Source organism: Pseudomonas sp. Pseusp21, from assembly GCF_059492145.1.
This window is the reverse complement of the sequence record NZ_CP168520.1, coordinates 2,287,779-2,307,625: the sequence shown is the minus strand read 5'-3', so window position 1 is coordinate 2,307,625 and position 19,847 is coordinate 2,287,779. Positions and strand designations below refer to the sequence as shown.

The window sequence follows — 19,847 nt, the reverse complement described above, 5'->3', positions numbered from 1 at the left end:
AGCAAAGACCATGGCATCGATTGGCAACATTGGCGGGTTGCAGGAAAAGCGTCGTCAGGCGTTGCTCGCGTACGCCATCGGGCAACTCCGCAAAGACAACGTCAAAAAGTACCCTTTTGTGAGAACGCCGGAAGATATCCTGGAACTTCTTCGGCTGGATCCTCTGGATAGTCATCTGGTGCAAAGCTCCAGGGTTGCCGAAGCGGTGAGTTGTGTGCAGCAGTACATTCGCGCGGTGTATCACAAGCTTGAGCCTGGCTTTGAGGACGTCGAATTCGGGAAGACGGATCGGCTAGCGTGGAATTATTCCGGCGACTACTCGACCTGGGCGGCGGTGAAGATGATCCAGACCTATCCGGAAAACGTCGTTCACCCGTCTGTGCGTATTGGCAAGACCAGTCTGTTCAAAACATTTGAAAACGACTTGAACCAGGCACGCCTCACGACTGACAGCGTTCAGACAGCGATGCAGGCGTATCTCGAAGAGTTCGTGAAAGTTTGCGATCTGGAAATGGTCAGTGCCTATATGGACGGAGAGTCTCCGGAAAAGGCGGATTATTATTTCATCAGTCGTACACGCAGTGATCCGCGCCAATACTATTGGCGAAAGGCCGAGGTTGCACTCGGAACCAAAGAAACAGCGTTGAACCCGGCAGCCTGGAGTGAGCAGTTGCCCGTGGAGATTCCTGTTGATGTACGGGTGCTGGATATGCGGCCAGTGGTCTGGAACGGGCGGCTGTGTGTCGTATGGGCCACCTGGCGCGAAAGGGTCGAGCAAAAGGATCAACCTTTTCTACCCGACAAACTGGACGTTTACGTGGCCTTCAAGCGCCAGAACGATCAGTGGTCGCCGCCGACGAAATTGCTCACCCGGGAATTTGCGCAACGAACTTCTCCGGTTGGCGCCCGGCTGATCGCCACTGTCCGGTTTGATTATCAGGATCACAAGAGCAAACTCGGGGTATTGCTGACCACGGGCACCGGCGCCATCCAGGAGAGCATGGTGCATGATGTGTTCTTGCGCTCAGTCCCTCATGACAACGGCGCCTGGCTCGAGCATGTGGCGAGCAAGCGCTTCACTGGCATTGAGATGATTCAACATCCGCTGATGAATCAGCCGGGGGTGGTGGCCAGTGATTCATCGGCAGGCGCTCTGACGGGGTTTCTGGGACTGCACGCCACGGCTCATCGCGTCGGCACGGATGATGTGCTGGTGGTTCAGGGATATTGCTGGTTGACGGGGCTTTCCGGAAGCGACGTTTCCCTGACGCTGACCCTGGTAAACGGGCTTCCCACTGATCCCGCCCCACTGACCGGAAATTATCCGCGGGCAGGTGGCTGGAACACCATTTCGCAGGTTTTTACTCGCACCAAGGGTTCCTGGACACAACCGGTTGTCTTCACATTTGACAGTTCCACCCATGGGATCAAACGCTTCGAGGTCCGGGTCAAGGATCTTACGGATTTCGTCGTTCCGACCCTGCTCAAGAACACCCGGGACGCGGCGCAGTTTCTATCGTTCAACCAAGCGCATCTTGAGCTCAAGTACACCCGGCTCAATGCGCTGTTCGGCCCCGAATTGGTGTCTCTTGCCAGCAATACCGTCGATGACGTGATGGACTGGCACACTCAGTTCCTGAAGGAACCAGGGCCTTCGGGGGCGCCGTTCGAAGAGACAAACGGTGCGTTCGACAGTGCCAATGGCCGACATTTCTGGGAGCTGTTTTTTCATATGCCGCATCTGCTCGCCACGCGTTTGCGCGATGAGGAGCGTTTTCAGGAAGCGCTCGACTGGCTCAAGTACCTGTTCGATCCCCAGGGGCCGGCCGACCAGGAGGTACCGCCCGTGGAAAACCCACGACCGCAGTACTGGCGATGCCGGCCGTTGGACAGCGACGGGAACCCGGGACATGAAGCCTGGAACCCGATGGACCCCGATGCCATTTCCTATGGGAAGCCCAAGCACTACCGGATTCTGGTGTTCTGCGAATATGTTCGGACATTGATTGCAAAAGGGGATTGGTACTATCGCCAACTGACCCGAGACAGCCTGACGGCGGCCAGACTGTGTTACGTCCATGCCCAGTTTCTGATGGGCAAGGCACCGTCGGTTCGCGCAGTGAACCGCTGGCAATCGATCAAGCTCGGCGCCCTTTTGTCCGCCAGCGAGTCGCGACCCAGGCTTGAGGCCTTCGAAAAGACACTGGCGTTCAGCCTTGGGGATTTTCCTCTGGCCACCGATGCCGACGCCCGTTCAGGATTGATCGGCTCGGACATTTTCATAGCCCCTCTCAATGACCAGCTGCTTCGACTTTACGCGTTGCCTGGCGAACGCCTGGATAACTTGCGCAGCAATCGCAGCATCGACGGTACGTCACTGGACATTGATTTGTTCTCTGCGCCCGCAGATCCCCGACAACTGATGCTCGACCTGGCTGCCGGGGGCAGTGGTGCGCCAAGGGCGATGGGTGGTCGATTGAAAGTCAACGCCTTCCGCTGGCGTGTCTTGTTCGACGCCGCAATGCGCGCTGCGCAGATGTTGTCGGATTTTGGTGCGCAGGTCCTGAATCTGATGGAGCGAGCGGACCAGGCTGAGCTGCAGGAAACCCAGCAACAGCAATTGGTGGAGCTGGGCGACTTTGCTCACAAAATGCAGGAGCAGAATCTCGAACAGTTACGTCTGCAGGTCACTGCGCTGGAGCAGAGCAAAGCCGTGGCACAGGAGCGTGCCGCCGCTTATGACCAACTCTATGTCGAACACATTTCGGCGGTCGAATACGAGGTGATGGACAAGATTCAGCTTTCGAAAACGCTTTCACTCATCGCTTCCAGCATCAAGCCGGTTGGCGCAGCCATTGCCGCGCTACCCAACGTTTTCGGATTGGCGAACGGTGGACACAGGGTCGATAAAATCACCGATGCCGTGGTGTTCGGGCTGAACGTAGCCGCCTCGGTCAAGCAAATGGAGGCCGACAAACAAGCGACGACCGAAGCCTACCGTCGCCGCCGCAATGATTGGGCCCTGCAGCGCAATCAGGCACTTGCGGAAGTCCGCGCGCTGGATGCACAGATCAGCGCGCAGAGACAATCGGTCCTGGCAGCTCAGACCAATCTGGAGCAGACCCTGCGAGCCAATGCCCATGCATTGACGCTCTTCAACTTCCTCAAAAAGCGCGCGACCAGGGCCGAGCTGTTCAGATGGATGCTGGGACAGCTCAAAGCGCTGCACTATCCGGCTCACGATGCGGTTGTCAGTTTGTGTCGCAGTGCGCAGGCATCGATGAGCGCCGAAACCGGCGATTACGATTCGCTGCGCCCGTTACCTCAGGTCTGGCTGGAGGCTCGTCACGGTCTGACGTCAGGTGAGCATCTGCGAATGTGGCTGCTGCGCTTGGAGCATGACTACATGCAGCGTTATCAGCGGCGGCTGGAGCTGCGCAAGACGGTATCCCTGCGCCAATTGTTCAATGACACCATTGATCCTCAGTTCGGTCTTTACAGCTGGCCGGAAGCACTGGAGAAATTGAAGAAGGGATCGCTGGATTTCTGCCTGACCCAATTGCTGTTCGATCGCGATCATCCGGGGCATTACTGCCGGCAGATCAGTTCGGTCGCGGTCCATGTGCCCGTCGTGAAAGGCGCTTATCAGGATGTGCATGCAACGTTGGTGCAGATCAGCAGCAAGATCGCGACCAAGGCAACAGCGCAATCGGTCGCGCATCTATATGACCCAGCAGGTTCCGTGGCGCCTTCCGATGTGTTGATCAACCTGCTTGCCGGCCAGTCGATTGTCGTATCGACGGGACTGGCCGATAACGGCCTGACCAGTCAGAAACCCGACGAAGGCTTGCTCAATCCGTTCGAAAACACCGGAGCGGTCTCCTGCTGGCAGTTGAAGTTCCCCTGGCCGCTAAAAGAACCACAGGTCGCCATCCTGGATTCCCTGACGGACATCATTCTGGAGATCTGTTTTACCGCCAGGGCGGGCGAGCCGACCTTCGTGCGTCAGGTCGAGGACATGGTGACCTTGGCCGAGTCCCCCGACAAAAACAACAAACGCGAAGGAGCGGGCAGACATGCGTGAACAGAATGTACTCGCCAACCAGAGCCTGGTGAAAGATGGGTCATTCCGTCAGCTCTTGACCCATTGGACGGAGTACCCGAAAGGCAGTACCTGGGTTCGGGTTGTGGGACAGGATTACGACGGCCTGCCAGTCAATACACTGTCCGTCGGGTATGAGGCCTCAGCCCGCCAGTCATTCGTTGTCCCCATGGATCCTGCTGTTGACGCGGTCTATGTCCTGAAGTTTCTGTGTGAGTCGCGTCATACCGGCACAGGTTTTGTACGCATCGACAGCGAGGGGACGACGCTGCTTGAGATTCCGATTCCTCCTGGCCGGCAACGTAACGCAGGACAGCCGCTGGCGTTTAAGCCTGTCCTGTACGAGGTTGCGCTGGATTCGAAGTTCAGCAAGGGTGCCACTCTGACATTCAGTGTGACCAGCGCGCCAAGTGAGCCTGATGACTATGAATTGTTGCTGTACATCACCGACATCACCATCGAATTACTTCTGCAGCCATTGGTGTTGCAGGCCTTCAGCCTCGACGAGGAGTCACACCCGCCGACCGCGCTGGTGCCTCTATGCCTGGGGGCGGAGGACCTTGGGATCCATCAGCTGAAGTTCGATGTCGCAGACGGCAATAGCTGGCAGGGTAGCGATTACTCCCTGGAGGTTGACGCTAATCCGCAGGGGGCGATCGTGCCCTATCCTGACTGGTCGGTTGATCATCCGCTGGAGGAGCGTCGTTCGCTGCGTTGTCCGCCGCTCGACCTGACTGCGCCGCACTTGATGACACTCACGCTGTTCAATCAGTACACCGCCGAGCCCTATCGGTTGGCGGCTTCGCTGTGGCATCACCGATTGAAATTTCTGCAAGTGCAGGAGGCGCCTTATTTTCCGGTACTTGAGTACAACGAAAGCGTCGAGTTGGGTGTGCAGGTGGGATCGTTTTACACGGGCCAAACACTTGAAGGGCTGACCGTTACCTGGACCGTGACCGGGACATCCATTCAGGCTGTAACGGTCACCGATGCGGGTGGTTGGGTTTACTTTCCTTTCAATCCGGATGTTGCGGGAATTTTCACTGTCGTCGCCTCGGTCGAGAGCCTTTATTACGCGTCGGGTGCTGTGACGCAGAGCCTGGAAGTGCAGGTGCTGGAGACGGATCCCTGGCGGGAGGTCATGGCCGTTGTCGCTGACGAGGCAACCCCTTGGGCGTCAAAGACCGGATGGCCAAATCGGGGTTCGACTTATCAGCTGTTGGTCACGGTGCCAGATGTTTTGGTGGGAACGACCCTGTCGCTTGGATGGGATGGGGACTCCCAGGAGCAACTTGATGTCGGCGTCAGTCCGGCGATCAAAGAAGAGGTGCCGATAACGCCCACTCTTCAAATGCTTTGGACGATGATCAATGGGGATAAGCTGGACGGCCGCTTCAGGTTGCAGTTGATTTGCTCGATGCTACTCAAGCCATCGCCGCATAAAAACATGCGCCTGGCACGCAACGAGATTGAGATAGGCAGGGTGCGCGAGGCAGATAAAACCTGCGTCGTGGATGAGAACGAAAGTGCTACCGTTCAGGTCGAGGTATTGCATCTGGTGGCGGATGGCGGCGGTGATCCGGTTCAGGGAGCGTTGGCCAAGTGGCTGTTGCCGGGCGGGGGCACTGTCGATTCGATTACAGGCGCGGGCGGCTGGACCAGCCTCACCTGGCAGCCGACCAGCGCCGGAAACCATTCGGTTGTTGTACAGATCCAGGCGCACCCGGACGCCATACCGGTCGAATGGACATTTGTTATCCCCGCAGTCGCGACCAGCCCCTGGAAAAGCCACGTCAGGGTTTTCCTTGATAACGTTGAAGTCGAGCGCAAAACGCTTGGGTTGCTCTGCCGCCGTGGACAGACCCATACCCTGAAAGTCTTGCCGAACACCGCCAGCCCGTGGATCGGGAAAAATATCAGCCTGCACTGGCGCAAGGCGGATCCTTTGATCGGATTGACCATCAGTGAGCTGGGGTCACCCAAAACGCTGCTCCCCGAAGGTGTGGAATGGACGCTTTCCTCTCAGGCAGGCACCAGTCAAAGCCGGCCGTTCGAAGTCGAGTTGCATATTGATGGCGAGTCCAGTGTCCGCGAATTGTCCGGGCGTTTGATGCACCCGGATCTCAAGGAAGAGCTGAGCCAGCTGCTCGATCAGGTTTTCGCACAACTGACCGGTCAACCGTTCCACCCCTGCCTGGGTGCGCTTCATCAGTTCAATGCGTTACCCAATGCGCTCAGCCCATTGCTGGGGCTGGACCTGTTCCTGGAGTGGACGGGAACGTCTGCCGCCGAGTTGGGTGCAACGGTAACCCCTGCACTGGACCGGCCGCAGCGCCTGGACGCCGGCGGGGCGATATGGGCGCTGGACTTTCTCAGTGCGGTAGCCGGCCAATTCATGCTGACCTTGTCTTTGCCTCAGCTTGGTTTTGCCTTTACTGCCACGCCTATGGTGCTGGATCACAACAAGCTCAGGCTGATGGAGTTGCGCGGTCCTGCGATAGACCCTGTCGTCGGGATGGACAAGGCGTGGATTTGGGCCCGGGTGGTTTCTCATTTTTCCGGTGAACCGGTTGCAGGTGCAACGGTGACATGGGAGGCCGGAGACACAACGGTTGAAGTCAAGACCGATGACGAGGGTAAAAGCGGTTTTGCGTATGAACCGAAATCCTCTGGAGTGCATCCGGTCACGGGTTCGATCATCAGCCGTTTTGATAACTTTCAAGAGTCGCGCTCGACAGAGTGTAACGCTTTGGAAGTCGATCCCTGGGAGCAGATGTTGTCCGCCTTCGACGAATCGCCCCAACATCGGCTCGGGACAAAAACCTGCTTCCCGCGCCGTAATGCGGAGCATGTGCTTGAGGTTGCGGCACCCGTTGGCAATGCCTTGATCGGACGCACGCTGACCCTGGGGATGAGCGGCGATGGGCCTGACGAACTGGGGATCGCTTTCAAACCGGACAACACACTTGGATTGGCGCGAGTATTCAACGGTACTCTTCAATTTCCGTTCTCTGTAAAGGATCGGAAGGACGGCAGCTTCGCACTACGCCTCGCCGCCGAGCGGCTGGGGCGACTGTCGCCGTCGATGAATATGTCGGTGGGCAAGGGCGATCAGGTGCTGACGATCAGTGCAGCCAATCGTGCCGCCCCGGCCATTTATTGGGGAGAGGCGTTTGCTGGAGTCGTGAGGGTTCTCTCGTCGATAAGCGGGAAGGCGATGGTCGGTGTAGAGGTCAATTGCTCAGGAGAAAACGGAGTGACTTTTACCACCGTCACTGACTTTTACGGGAATGCGAACGTGGGGTTCGTCCCGAAAGTTCCTGGTCCGTCAGCTGTGATTTGCTCCGTGGGGACGGGGGCGACTTCGCAGTCGGTTGCGCTCCCATATGAGTTGTTGGAACCACGGGAAATAGCGTCGCTCACCAGTCCGAATACTTCAGGTCCTGTTGGGACAAAAGTATCAGCGGAGATCCTGGTGGTGTCGGCGCGCAATGGCCAGCCACTGCAGAACGTCGAAGTCAAATGGGCATTTCGGGATCTCGACCTTCAACCGTCGAGGACGGACGGTGTGGGAAAGGCGAAGGTGGAATTCAGACTGCCCGGCATGAACCGTGCGCTTCTCGAAGCAACCGTGGAGGGTGGGTTTGCTGGTTGGGCAGGAAAATATCTCGAATTCAGGATGGTGCCAAATGTCTAGCTCATCTGTTTCTTCTCAGACCTGGTTGCAGAACTTCAGGCCATACGTGAATGGCGAAAAAGTAAGGTGGCCTGACCTGCATTTGCATCTGGTGGCGGGAGAATGCATCGATCTGACGCTGGAGTTTGAATACAGCTATTTGATTGGCGATCCGGAGTCTCCTCTGAAGTTGTGTTGTGAGCCGGACGCGGAGTCATTGGGATTGGTGTGTGATCCTCCCTTTGGAAAACTGGTCGAAATGGCAGAGGGGCTTATTGAGCTGACTTGGCATATTTGTGCAACGGGTGACTCCAATAGTCCATTGGGCTTGGCTATTCCATTTAATCTGCATTATGAAATGCCGCTTTATCAAGGAATGCCGCCGTCGCCAGATATACCGGGGTCCATAGTTGGCGCCGAGCAGCAAGTGGAGACCTGGTTCGATACCTTTCCGGTTTACTTTGGATCGAGTGTCTATCCCTGTCATGGCGCGAAGCATACAGTCAAAGTGGTGCCCAAACCTGAGAGCGATTTGATTGGTAAGGAAGCGGTGCTGCTGTGGGGCGGGAGACCGGCTGAAGAGCTGGGTGTGATTATGAGTCCGAGTACCCCGCAGCCGCTGACTGGGTCGGGGGCGGTATGGGAATTGAATTGTGAAGGCTCTACTGTTGACGGAGCTTTCTCCTTGATCATGGCCATTGAAGGTTGGGAGGGCGTTACAGAACCACTATCCATGTCCTTGGGGCATAACCTGGTAACCGTTGAGCGCTGGATTACGGGGCCATTTGAACATCAGCCGGGCTCCAGATACTTCAATAGTCATATTCGGGCAACTTCCGTATTTACGAAAAATCCTGCATCTAACGTGGAAGTATTGATCGATGATAAAGCAGGCCGTTTGAAAACAGGTCCGGATGGTGAAGCGTCAGATCTTCAGATGACGCCAGCGAGTCTTTCTATTGTGAATAAATACAATGGTTTGAAGGTGTGATGTTTGCTGCGGTTTCATTTCCGCGCGGAGAGATGTTTTCATAGATGCGAGGTGTCAGATGGATGATGTTTTTCTTACTTCAACCTGGCGAGCGAACTTTAGGCCGCATTTCGAGGGGGTGCGATACCGATGGAGTGACCTGATATTACGCCTGGTAGCGGGTCAACGTTACGAGCTGACCATGGAATATGATGAAAGTCACCTGGCGGAGGATTCCGAATCACCCATTGCTTTGAATTGTGTGCCGGATACTGCTTTGAGTGGAATTGAGTTTTCTCCTCCAGAGAAAAAACTGGTGGAACTGGTGCGGGATCCAAGTAATTTCAGCAGTGTGACATGGATAATTTCAACGGAGCAGGCCAATCCTGGAACGTTCCATATTTACTTCTCAATGCCTGGTTTTAGCGGCATGCCTGATTCTCCGCAAATTACAGGGCAGATTGAACGCGTGGTCATCGACTCGCTGATCTGTGATCGTCCGATTACTTATATCGGTTATGAAGTTCATGCCGAGGTGCGGGTGCTGGCTTCTCCGAGCGGTCAACCAGTACCAGATATTTCGCTCGAATGGACATACGCGGGACAGTCCTTACCGAGTTCCACTACTGACGAGAATGGCATTGCATCCCGTTCCTTTAGCGTGCCAGAGGTGGGGGAGCATGAATTGACCGTAAGGGTTGCAGGATCACCCGATTCGAAGACTTTGCAAATTGTGGTTCAAGAGTTGCGGCCTGCATCCATCTATCGGATGACACAGTTCCCTTTCGAGCTACCTGTTGGAAAGTCGTCGGAAATTGCGGCGTTTGTACGAGACAGGGTTACTTTGAAATCGCTGCCAGGACGAAAAGTCGTTTGGACATTCAATGGCTTTCAGTTCGATGTCAGTTACACGGATTCGACGGGCCGGGCAACAACACGCTGGCTCGCCACTGGAGCCGTAATGGGAGTCGTATATGTGTGGGCCCATGTGCATAGCGAGAATCACACAGCGGAAGATTCAGCGCCTTTGAATGTTGTCCGCGCCCAAATACTTGATTGAGGGCTTGGCTGTCAGGAAGAAATGATCATTGCAACACGCCAGCTTTTTTCCAGGCCATGTATCGCGTCACGAGTCCCGCATTCAGTTCGCTTGCTCGAGCATTCAGCACGGGAAATCCGTGTGCACTTAGACGCTCGTGGATTGCGGTTCTGACATTCAAGTAATCCACCGTCGCACAGTAGGCGAGCGCTTCCTGCAAGGTCTGTACGGGGGGCTGGTGCGAGGGTTCAAGGGCTGCCTCACGCAGACTCACCATCAGTACCTGATGTTGTTGACTCAGATGGTTGATGGCGCTGACCAGCTCGCTATCGTCCTCATCCCGCAAATTGGTCACCAACACCACCAAAGCCCGCCGCTTCTGCCGCGCCAGCAACTGATTCACCGCCGCCGAATAGTCCGCTGGCCGCTGCGTGCTATCAAGATCGTAAACTCCGTTGAGCAGCACATTCAGCTGCCCGGCGCCTTTGACCGGCGCAAGGTAACGCGGAGCGTCGCAGGCAAACGTACTCAACCCCACCGCATCCCCCTGCCGCAACGCCACATAACTCAACAGCAGGCACGCATTCAACGCATGATCAAAATGCGACAGTTCGCCGTCCTGACTGCGCATCTGTCGCCCGCAATCGAGCATGAAAATGATCTGTTGATCGCGCTCGTCTTCGTACTCCCGGGCAATCGGCGTGCGATGGCGGGCGGTGGCTTTCCAGTCGATCTGGCGCAGGCTGTCGCCTTCGCGAAATTCCCTGAGCTGATGGAATTCCATTCCCAGGCCACGACGCTGTCGTTGACGCACACCGAGCTGGCTGAGCCAGTTGTCGACTGCCCGCAACTGGCCGCCGTAGAGACGGGCGAAGTCGGGGTAGACGCGGGTGTGGTCGGTGATGGTCAGCAGGCGTTTGCCGGACCACAGGCCGAAGGGGCTCGGCAGGTTGAGTTCGCAGGTTTCGAAGGTGTAGTGGCCGCGTTTGAGCGGGCGCAGGCGATAGCCGATCAGGCTGCGCTGGCCGGGTTGCAGCTCGGTGGAAAGCGGCAGGTTTTCGTGGCTGAGGCCATCGGGTACATGGTCGAAGAGTTGAATGGTCAGTGGCTGGTCGAAATCGTGTTCGACTTCCAGCCGGATTTCGCTCCAGCGACCGAGGGCCAGACTGCCGGGCATCTGTCGTTGCACGCGGGGCGAGGGCAGGCGCTTGAGGCGCAGCGCGTCCAGCAGGCTCAGCGCAAACAGCGCCAGCAGCAATCCCCAGTTGATCGACAGCAGGCTCGATGGCACTTCCACATCCAGCGCCTGCAACGCGCCCAGCACAATGCCGATGGCCAGCAGGATCGCCAGCCAGATCAACAGCAGGCGCGAGGGTTTCACTGGCGCGGCGCCGGTACTTGGTCGAGCAGTTGCTGAAGGACTTGATCGACTTGCAGCCCTTCGATGTCCAGCTCCGGTGCAAGGCGTACGCGATGGCGCAACACCGCCAGTGCGCAGCCCTTGATGTCGTCCGGAATCACGAATTCACCGCCGCGCAACAGGGCCCGGGCGCGGGCACAGCGCACCAGTGCAATGGAGGCGCGTGGCCCGGCGCCGAGGCTCAGCCCCGGCCAGGTACGGGTGCTGCGGGCCAGACGCACGGCGTAATCGAGGACCTGATCGTCCAGCGGCAAATCGCTGGCGATGCGCTGCAGGGCTTGCACGTCCTTGGCCTGCAACACGGTGCGCAGCGGTTGCACGTCGAGCATGTCGGCGCGGGTCGAGCGGCTGACCTGACGCACCATGTCCAGCTCCTGATCGGCGTCGGGGTAGTCCATGCGCACCTTGAGCATGAAGCGATCGAGCTCGGCTTCCGGCAGGGGATAGGTGCCTTCCTGTTCGATCGGGTTTTGCGTGGCGAGCACCATGAATGGCTGGGCAATCGGCAAGGCCCGGCCTTCGAGGGTCACCTGACGTTCCTGCATCGCTTCGAGCAGGGCGGCTTGGGTCTTGGCCGGGGCGCGGTTGATCTCGTCGGCCAGCAACAGGTTGGTGAACAGCGGGCCCTTGCGCAGTTTGAACTGCTCGGTCTGCAGGTCGTAGACCGCGTGGCCGGTGACGTCGCTGGGCATCAGGTCCGGGGTGAACTGGATGCGCGCGAACTCGCCGCCGAAGCACTTCGCCAGGGCGCGTACCAACAAGGTTTTGCCGAGGCCGGGAACGCCTTCGAGCAGCACGTGGCCGCCGGCGATCAGCGCGGTCAGCACGTCGTCGATCACCGGGTTCTGGCCGATCAGCGCTTTTTGCAATTCGCCGCGCACGGCCTGGGCCAACTGGCTGGCGCGCTGGCGTTGCTGGGCCACGTGGCTGGGCGAGCCGGGTTCGATGTGTTCGGTCATAGCGTGTTCCTCAAGGCTTGCAGGTGGGCGACCTGACGGCAGAATTCGGCGCTGGACAGGCGCCGCTTCGATGCCGGGCTCAGGGCCTGGCTGATGGCACGGGTCGGTTGGCGGGTCAGGCGCGACAGCACCAGCCATTGTTCGGCGACATTCAGTTGGTCGAAACCGGGATGTCGATGACGGGCGCGGCGCAGAACGTCCTGCTGCAACGCTTGCAGCAAGGTCTGCTGGCCGTTGTGACGCAGGATGAAATCGCCACTGGCGCGCAGGTGTTCCATCAACTGTCGACGACCACTCGGAGACGGCGCCTGCACCGGGCCGTGACGCACGCCGACATGCCACAGCCACAGACCTATCAACGCCAGCAGGGCGACGATGGCTTGCGGGAAATAGCGCCAGAGCAGGGTCAGTAGACTGTCGTGTTCAGTGTTGTACAACAAGGTCACGGCCGTGTCGGCGCTGAGGTACCAGAGCAGCCAGGCATTGTCGTGTTGCGCAATGGCCGGGGTTTTCCACAGATCGGCATCGGTGACCACGGTGATCGTGCCGAGGCCGAAAGCCAGTTGCATCATGTGCGTGGCTTTCGCGCTGTTGGCCCAGGCCTGGGCGAGGTTTTTCGGGTCCTCGAGATGGAAGGCGGTGTCGAATCCGGCGTAGGCGGGTGCGTCCTCGTCTTCCAGATAGAGTTTAGTCAGATTCGGGAACGGGTCTTCGGCGTCATCCGGCGGCGGATCCTTGAGATCCTTGCTGAAGAGTTGATGCAGTTGCACGCGGTCGAGCAGCAGGTCGTTGCTCTGGCCGGTCTTTTCATCCCAGATCGACTCGGCGACAAACACCAGCCTTCCGCCGGCCCGGGCCCAGTTCAGAACCTGATCGACCTGGCGTGGAGTCATTTTCGAGCGGTCGTTGAACATCAGCAGCGTGTGCTGGCGCGGATCGATGTCGGGCAACACGGCAAGGCTTTCGGCATGACTGACGTCGATCCCGCGCTCGCGCAGAAACATCTCCGCTGCCAGATAAGGATTGGCTTGCGCAGCGGGGGACGGGCCGTGATCGACTTCGGCCTGGTACGGCGTGGCCTTGAGGTACAGATAAATGCCCAGCGCACCGAGCAGCGCGACGATCAACGCGCCGCCCAAAAGCCAGAGTGCGCGCCGGTTCAACGGGCAACTCCGTGGCCGAACAGGGACCGCCAGCCATCACACAATTCCTGTTGCAGATGCGCCGCCGGCACGCGGTGCCCGTAGGCCATGTTCTGCCAGTGACCGGTGAGGTGACGGCTATAAGTGAGCAGATCCGGGCGCTGCAACTGTTCGATCCGGGCCAGCACTTCGTTTTCGGTATCGGCGGGTTTCAAGGTCAGGTTGAAGTCGTGCAATAGATGACTGAGCAATGCCCGGTACAGCAGACCCAGTGCCGCGCGCGGCTCGGTTTGCCAGAGCTGTTCCGCGTGGCTGGCGATGTCATCGGGCAGGCTTTGCTTTTGCAGGTCCAGACCGAAGGCCTGTTGCGGCAAGGGTCTTTTGTTCGGTTCGGGCAAGCGCGGACGACGGCCGACGAAGGTTTGCAGAAGATCTCGATATCGCCAGACCAGCCAGCCGAGCCCGGCGATCACCGCGCCCCACAGCACGACTTCGATCGCCTTGGCCAGGCCGTCGAGGTGTCGACCGTCAAGCCACTTAAGCAGGGTTTTCAACCATTGTGGTGCCTCGCCTTCCTTGGGTTTTTCGGCAGCAGCGGGATCTTCGCCAAAGCGATAACGGGTAACGGTTTCCTTGTTCTTGAACGGCGGTTGTTCGAGCAAGGCCTTGATGCTGTCGCGTGATGCCTCGCTGGTCAGCGGCTGGTTCAACAGACGCGGTGCATCTGGAGCCGTGGCAGGTTCGGCAGCCCAGGCTGAGGGCAACCCCGGCAACAGCAGACACACCACCAGCAGCAAGCCGATTGCGCTGCTGTTCAAACGCTGGCGCAAGCGGCGGAATACCAGTTCGATGTCCCAGGCTTCGAGGACGGTGCGGCGGTTCAGATACAGGCTGAACCCACAGGCGACATACACCGGTTCCCAGATCACCAGGATCAGCGCATAGAACGCATTGGTCAGATGCTCCAGCCAGCGCCATTCGTAGTCGGCCGCGAAGATCAGGCTTTGCCAGTCCCAATCGGTTTCGACCTGTTGCGGCAGCAGCAGGTAGAACAACACCATCAGGCCGATCCACAGCGCCGTTTCCAGATGCACGCCGATGATCGTCAGCCATTGCGCGGCGCCGGCATTGCGTTGCAGCAGCACCTGTAAACGCTGTTGGCGAGCGGTGCCGTCGAGGCCTTCGAGTTGCAGCACGGGCAGCAGGAAGCTGCGGCTCAGGCTGAAGCGACGCCAGGTCAGGCTGGCGAGCAGTTGCGGCTTGAGCAGGCGCGGCCATTGGCGCAAGGCTTGTTTCAAGGTGGGTGTTTCGCCGAACAGCGCCTTGGACAGGATGTACAGTGGCAGGCGCTCGTAAGCCGGTTTCAGCCACCAGAAGATGAACACGGCGAGTGACGGTGAATCCCACAACAACAGGCTGAGTATTGCGAACAGCGGCAGGGTGACGAGGGCCCAACTGGTCAGCAGCAGGCGCCGATGTTGCTGGCTCATGAGCACACCCAGGTCCATGGCTTCCCAGGTGGTGCGCGGACGGATCGCCACGGTGGCGTCACTCAGGCGCATGACGGGTCCTTCCGGCGAACAGCAGATAGATCGCCACGCCGAGCCAGAGCCCGGCGCCGACCAGGTATTTGGTCTGCGGCGAAACCCCGCTGCGCGACGACCAGTAGGCTTCGATAAACGCGGCGATCAACAGAAACAGCATCACGCCGCAGATCAGCAGGATGCTCTGGCGCGCCGCAATCTGCAGGGCCTCGATTCGTGTCAGGCGTCCCGGCGCGATCAACGCCCAACCCAGTTTCAGCCCCGCCGCACCGGCCAGGGCGATGGCGCTGAGTTCGAACGCACCGTGCCCGATCACGAACGACCAGAAGGTCTGGCCGAAGCCGATCTCACTGAGATGCCCGGCCACCGCGCCGATGATCAGGCCGTTGTAGAACAGGAAAAACGCGCTGCCCACTCCCAGCAGCAAACCGCTGGCGAAGGTCTGAAAGGCGATGCCGATGTTGTGCATGATGTAATAACCGAACATCACCCAGTCTTCGCTCGCCGCGCGCTCGGCCGAACGCCCGAGATGGCCGGCGGCCGGGTCATACATGCTCTGCATCTCGCGCACCTGATCGGCGGGAATCAGGTTGTAGACCAGCTCCGGAAACAGGAAAACCAGCACACCGAAACCGATCAGGCTGCCGAAGAACAGCAGTGCGGCGACCAGCACGAAGCGCCATTCTGCGCGGACTAATCGTGGAAAACCGGCCAGGATGAAACCCAGCACGTTAGCGCCGAGCTGGCTGCGATGGCGGTAAAGTTGTTGATGACCGCGCAGCACCAACTGTTGCAAGGAGTCGACCAGAAAACTGCTGTAGCCACGTTCCTGCGCCAGCGCCAAGTGCTGGCAGAGTCGGCGATAGGCCTTGGGAAATTCCGCGACCTGCGAGGTTTCCTTGCCCCGTTCCAGACGTTCGAGGGCGAGGCTGAAACGCTCCCATTCGGCCTTGTGGCGGGATTCGAAAAGGCTTTGCTTCATGTCGGCCCCAACAGGCCGCGGGCGATGCCGTTGAGTTCACCAACGGCTTTCGGTGCGCTGATGTGCAGTGGCTGAGCAAGCAGTGCAGCGAGTTCGTTGACCCGCGCCGTCGACAGTTCGCCCTGGCGTTCGGCGAAGGCGAGCAGGGCGCGTTGTTCAGTCAGGGTCAGCGGGATCGGCGAGCGGCGGGGTTCGGCATCGGGCAACTGCGGGCGCTTGAGCGGGCGTTCGCTGTAGATCACCAGCGTGCCGGCCGCGATGTCGCCGAGGCGTTTGAAGGTCGGGTGTTGCAGGCAACTGATCGCACCGAGGAAATAGCCGAACGGCATCAGGTCGACAAAACGCAGCAGGTTGCGCAGCAGGGAAGCCGACCAGCCGACCGGCGTGCCATCGTCGTGCACCACTCGCAGGCCCATCCATTGCTTGCCCGGCGAACGGCCTTGACGCAGTACTTCGAACAACACCATGTACCACCAGCTCACCACGAACAGCAGCAGTGAGCCCAGGCCGATGCCAAGCTTGCCGAGCAGCGCCAGCAACATGAGCAGCAGGCCCAGGATCAGCCCGCGCAACCCCAGATCAATGGTGAACGCCACGGCGCGCACCATCAGGCCGGCGGGACGCAGCGGCAGGTCGATGCCTTCCGGCGTTTCGACCTGGTGCCGCGTGTCCAGTGGCGGGGCCAGCGGTGCTTTCCTTGGCGGTGCTGTGGTCTCGAGCATGGGCTACCTGATGTTGCCGGATCGGGATGCAAGTGCGTCCGATGCTAGCAGTCTCTCGGGGGGAAACGACATAACTATGTCATACACATCTTTCAACCAAAGGTGACTGAATGATGCGGTGCTGGCCGCGACAGCAGTCGAACGCCTAGACTTTGCCGATCTTCAGTTCAGGAACCGCCCGTGACTTCCATTTTCTGGTACGACTACGAAACCACCGGCATCAATCCCCGATGCGACCGCCCGTTGCAGGTAGCCGGGATCCGCACCGACCACGAACTCAACGAAATCGATGCGCCGGTCAATCTCTACTGCCAGCCCAGCGAAGATATCCTGCCGCACCCGGCGGCGTGCGCAATCACCGGCATCACCCCGAGTCGCCTCGCCGAGCAAGGTTTGAGCGAAGCCGACTTCATGACCCGGGTCCACGCCCAGCTCGCGGCTCCCGGCACCTGCGGCGCGGGTTACAACACCTTGCGCTTCGACGACGAGCTGACCCGCTACAGCCTGTACCGCAACTTTTTCGATCCCTACGCCCGTGAATGGCAGGGCGGCAACAGTCGCTGGGATCTGATCGATGTGGTGCGCGCCGCCTACGCATTGCGCCCGGATGGTCTGGTCTGGCCGACCGATGACGAAGGCAAGGTGACGCTCAAGCTCGAACGTCTGACCGCCGCCAACAACATCGACCACGGCAATGCTCACGAAGCGTTGTCGGACGTACGCGCCACCATCGCCCTGGCCCGGTTGATCCGCGAGAAGCAGCCGAAGCTGTATGACTGGCTGTTCCAGCTGCGCAGCAAACAGAAGGTCATGGACCAGATTCGCCTGTTGCAGCCGATGGTGCACATTTCCGGACGCTTCTCCGCTGCGCGCAGTTATGTCGGCGTGGTGCTGCCGCTGGCCTGGCATCCGCGCAACAAGAACGCGCTGATCGTGTGTGATCTGCACCTGGATCCGCAGGGGCTGCTCGACCTGGATGCTGAAACATTGCGTCAGCGCCTGTATACCCGGCGTGACGACCTGGCCGAAGGCGAGTTGCCGGTGCCGCTCAAACTCATCCACATCAACAAGTGCCCGGTGGTGGCGCCGTTGGCGGTGCTGCGTGCTGAAGATCAACAGCGTCTGGGTCTGGACATGGCGTTGTATCAGGCACGTGCCTTGCGACTAAGTGACGCACAACAAGTTTGGAAAGATAAAGTCTCGGCGATTTATGCCAGCGAAGATTTCACCTCGAGTGAAGATCCCGAACAACAGTTGTACAACGGATTTATCGGTGATCGCGATCGTCGTTTATGTGAGCAAGTGAGGGCGACCGATCCTGCTCAATTGGCGCGAGAGCAATGGCCGTTCGATGACGAACGTTTGCCCGAATTGTTGTTTCGATATCGAGCACGTAACTTTCCCGATACGTTGAATTTCGAAGAGCAAGAACGCTGGAAAATCTTTTGCCGGCAACGCTTGTCCGCGCCGGAGTGGGGCGCTCCTAATACCTTGCAATCTTTTGCCGAGGCCATGGAGCAATGGCTGCTTAGTGCTGCGCCGATGCAGGCCGAGGTGTTGGTTGAATGGCAGAACTATGTCCAGGCATTGCGCAAACGTTTGGATCTTTGAAATCGAACATGTCCGGCGCTTGAATGCCGGGCATAAAAAAACGCCAGCATTCGCTGGCGTTTTTTTGTGTCACAGAAGCGCTCTGCGACAAGGGTTGCGGCTTAGCCCAGCAGGGTAGCCCAGCCTTCAACCACGTCACCGCCCCACTTGGCTTTCCACTCTTTCAGAGTTTTGTGGTTGCCACCTTTGGTTTCGATGACTTCGCCGTTGTGCGGGTTTTTGTATTGTTTAACTTTGCGAGCACGCTTGGTGCCGGTAGTTTTGGCTGCGCCGCCACGTGGAGCCTTGGTTTTGGACTCTGGATCCAGCAGCGCGATGATGTCGCGCAGGGATTTGGAATATTCGCCCATCAGTGTGCGCAGTTTGCCTTCGAATTCCAGCTCGGCTTGCAGTTTGTCGTCTTGCGACAGGTTCTTCAAACGGGCTTGCAGCTCTTTGATAGCTTCTTCGGTGGCACGATATTCGTTGATCAAGGACATGATTACTACCTTATGTGGGAGTGCGCGATGGCAGGGGACAGTGCGGCAATAATAGTCAGGCTGTTTCATCAAGTAAACATTTAACCGGGGTTTTTATTTGAATTAGTTACGTTGAAAAGCCCTGAATTGAATGTTCAGTTAAATATTGTGATGGAGTCTTCACAGATATTCACACAGCTCCGTTCAAGCATGGCTATTGCAACGCCATCATTCTGGCGTTTACGCGCGTCAAAAAAGCTGCGACGGGCTGCCGTGAGGCTCCGAGGGTCATCAATACTGCAGTTTTCCCGCGCAGTCGCTAGAATGGCGGCCTTTGCGAAGTTCTGGAGTTTCCCCCTCATGCGCACTTTTCGGTTGGTGATTTCTTGCCCGGACCGCGTTGGCATCGTTGCCAAAGTCAGTAACTTTCTGGCGGCCCACAATGGCTGGATCACCGAAGCGAGCCACCACTCGGATAACCAGGTCGGCTGGTTCTTCATGCGTCACGAAATCCGTGCCGATTCCCTGCCTTTCGGTATCGAGGTGTTGCGCGAGAAGTTTGCACCGATCGCCGAAGAGTTCTCGATGGACTGGCGCATCACCGACACCGAGCAGAAAAAACGCGTGGTGCTGATGGCCAGCCGCGAATCCCACTGCCTGGCTGATCTGCTGCACCGCTGGCACAGCGACGAGCTGGATTGCGAGATCTCCTGCGTGATTTCCAACCACGACGACCTGCGCAGCATGGTCGAGTGGCATGGCATTCCTTATTACCACGTGCCGGTCAATCCGCAGGACAAGCAACCGGCCTTCGACGAAGTGTCGCGTCTGGTCAAGCAGCACGATGCCGAAGTGGTGGTGCTGGCGCGCTACATGCAGATCCTGCCGCCGGACATGTGCCGCGAATACGCGCACAAGGTCATCAACATTCACCACAGCTTCCTGCCGTCGTTCGTCGGTGCCAAGCCGTACCACCAGGCTTCGATGCGCGGCGTGAAGCTGATCGGTGCGACCTGCCACTACGTGACCGAAGAGCTGGACGCCGGCCCGATCATCGAGCAGGACGTGGTCCGCGTCAGCCACAGCGACAGTATCGAAGACATGGTGCGTTTCGGCCGTGACGTCGAGAAGATGGTGCTGGCCCGTGGCCTGCGCTATCACCTGGAAGACCGCGTGCTGGTGCACGGCAACAAGACCGTGGTGTTCTGATTCAGGTTCGCTC

Annotated in this window: 13 protein-coding genes; 6 read left to right on the top strand and 7 right to left on the bottom strand. The window is 58.6% G+C overall.

Annotated features, from left to right (window positions below; all coding sequences use genetic code 11):
• Positions 1-10 precede the first annotated feature (10 nt).
• The 4 genes from ACEN93_RS10430 to ACEN93_RS10415 all read left to right on the top strand — a co-directional run bounded on the left by ACEN93_RS10430 (position 11) and on the right by ACEN93_RS10415 (position 9,808).
• The gene (locus ACEN93_RS10430) at positions 11-4,084 is read left to right on the top strand and encodes a Tc toxin subunit A-related protein (protein ID WP_495611374.1); all 4,074 of its coding nucleotides are present in this window, start codon (positions 11-13) and stop codon (positions 4,082-4,084) included.
• A complete protein-coding gene (locus ACEN93_RS10425) occupies positions 4,077-7,799 on the top strand; it encodes an Ig-like domain-containing protein (protein WP_495611373.1) in 3,723 nt (1,240 codons plus the stop codon). The genes ACEN93_RS10430 and ACEN93_RS10425 overlap by 8 nt, the downstream gene beginning before the upstream one ends.
• Positions 7,792-8,769, top strand: a complete 978-nt coding sequence (locus ACEN93_RS10420; RefSeq protein ID WP_495611372.1) for a hypothetical protein — start codon at positions 7,792-7,794, stop codon at positions 8,767-8,769. Before ACEN93_RS10425 ends, ACEN93_RS10420 begins: the two co-directional genes overlap by 8 nt.
• Before the next feature lie 181 nt (positions 8,770-8,950).
• Positions 8,951-9,808, top strand: coding sequence for a hypothetical protein (locus ACEN93_RS10415; RefSeq protein WP_495611371.1), 858 nt, complete (start codon positions 8,951-8,953; stop codon positions 9,806-9,808).
• Between the two features lie 25 nt (positions 9,809-9,833).
• Here the strand turns inward: ACEN93_RS10415 and ACEN93_RS10410 are convergent, their stop codons facing one another.
• Genes ACEN93_RS10410 through ACEN93_RS10385 form a run of 6 tightly spaced genes read right to left on the bottom strand, consistent with a single transcriptional unit; the run spans position 9,834 to position 16,556 of the window.
• Positions 9,834-11,168 (bottom strand): DUF58 domain-containing protein, encoded by a 1,335-nt coding sequence (locus ACEN93_RS10410; RefSeq protein ID WP_210710784.1) that lies wholly within the window; start codon positions 11,166-11,168, stop codon positions 9,834-9,836.
• Complete coding sequence (locus tag ACEN93_RS10405) at positions 11,165-12,166, bottom strand: AAA family ATPase (RefSeq protein ID WP_495611370.1); 1,002 nt, start codon at positions 12,164-12,166, stop codon at positions 11,165-11,167. The genes ACEN93_RS10410 and ACEN93_RS10405 overlap by 4 nt, the downstream gene beginning before the upstream one ends.
• The gene (locus ACEN93_RS10400; RefSeq protein WP_039765959.1) at positions 12,163-13,329 is read right to left on the bottom strand and encodes a DUF4350 domain-containing protein; all 1,167 of its coding nucleotides are present in this window, start codon (positions 13,327-13,329) and stop codon (positions 12,163-12,165) included. Before ACEN93_RS10400 ends, ACEN93_RS10405 begins: the two co-directional genes overlap by 4 nt.
• Positions 13,326-14,870 (bottom strand): DUF4129 domain-containing protein, encoded by a 1,545-nt coding sequence (locus ACEN93_RS10395; RefSeq protein WP_495611369.1) that lies wholly within the window; start codon positions 14,868-14,870, stop codon positions 13,326-13,328. Before ACEN93_RS10395 ends, ACEN93_RS10400 begins: the two co-directional genes overlap by 4 nt.
• Positions 14,857-15,834, bottom strand: a complete 978-nt coding sequence (locus tag ACEN93_RS10390) for a stage II sporulation protein M (RefSeq protein WP_103387207.1) — start codon at positions 15,832-15,834, stop codon at positions 14,857-14,859. The genes ACEN93_RS10395 and ACEN93_RS10390 overlap by 14 nt, the downstream gene beginning before the upstream one ends.
• Positions 15,831-16,556 carry an RDD family protein gene (locus ACEN93_RS10385; protein WP_495611368.1) on the bottom strand — a complete coding sequence of 242 codons (726 nt, stop codon included), beginning with the start codon at positions 16,554-16,556 and terminating at the stop codon, positions 15,831-15,833. Before ACEN93_RS10385 ends, ACEN93_RS10390 begins: the two co-directional genes overlap by 4 nt.
• Before the next feature lie 180 nt (positions 16,557-16,736).
• Here ACEN93_RS10385 and sbcB point away from each other — a divergent pair, with 180 nt between their 5' ends.
• Positions 16,737-18,167 (top strand): exodeoxyribonuclease I, encoded by a 1,431-nt coding sequence (gene sbcB / locus ACEN93_RS10380; protein WP_495611367.1) that lies wholly within the window; start codon positions 16,737-16,739, stop codon positions 18,165-18,167.
• Positions 18,168-18,268: 101 nt separating this feature from the next.
• Here sbcB and mvaT read toward each other — a convergent pair whose 3' ends face one another.
• The gene (gene mvaT / locus ACEN93_RS10375) at positions 18,269-18,646 is read right to left on the bottom strand and encodes a histone-like nucleoid-structuring protein MvaT (RefSeq protein ID WP_007951234.1); all 378 of its coding nucleotides are present in this window, start codon (positions 18,644-18,646) and stop codon (positions 18,269-18,271) included.
• 339 nt (positions 18,647-18,985) lie between these two features.
• Between mvaT and purU the strand changes: the two genes are divergently transcribed.
• Entirely contained in the window at positions 18,986-19,834 is an 849-nt protein-coding gene (gene purU, locus ACEN93_RS10370; protein WP_011335666.1) for a formyltetrahydrofolate deformylase, read from the top strand.
• The last annotated feature ends 13 nt before the right edge of the window (positions 19,835-19,847 follow it).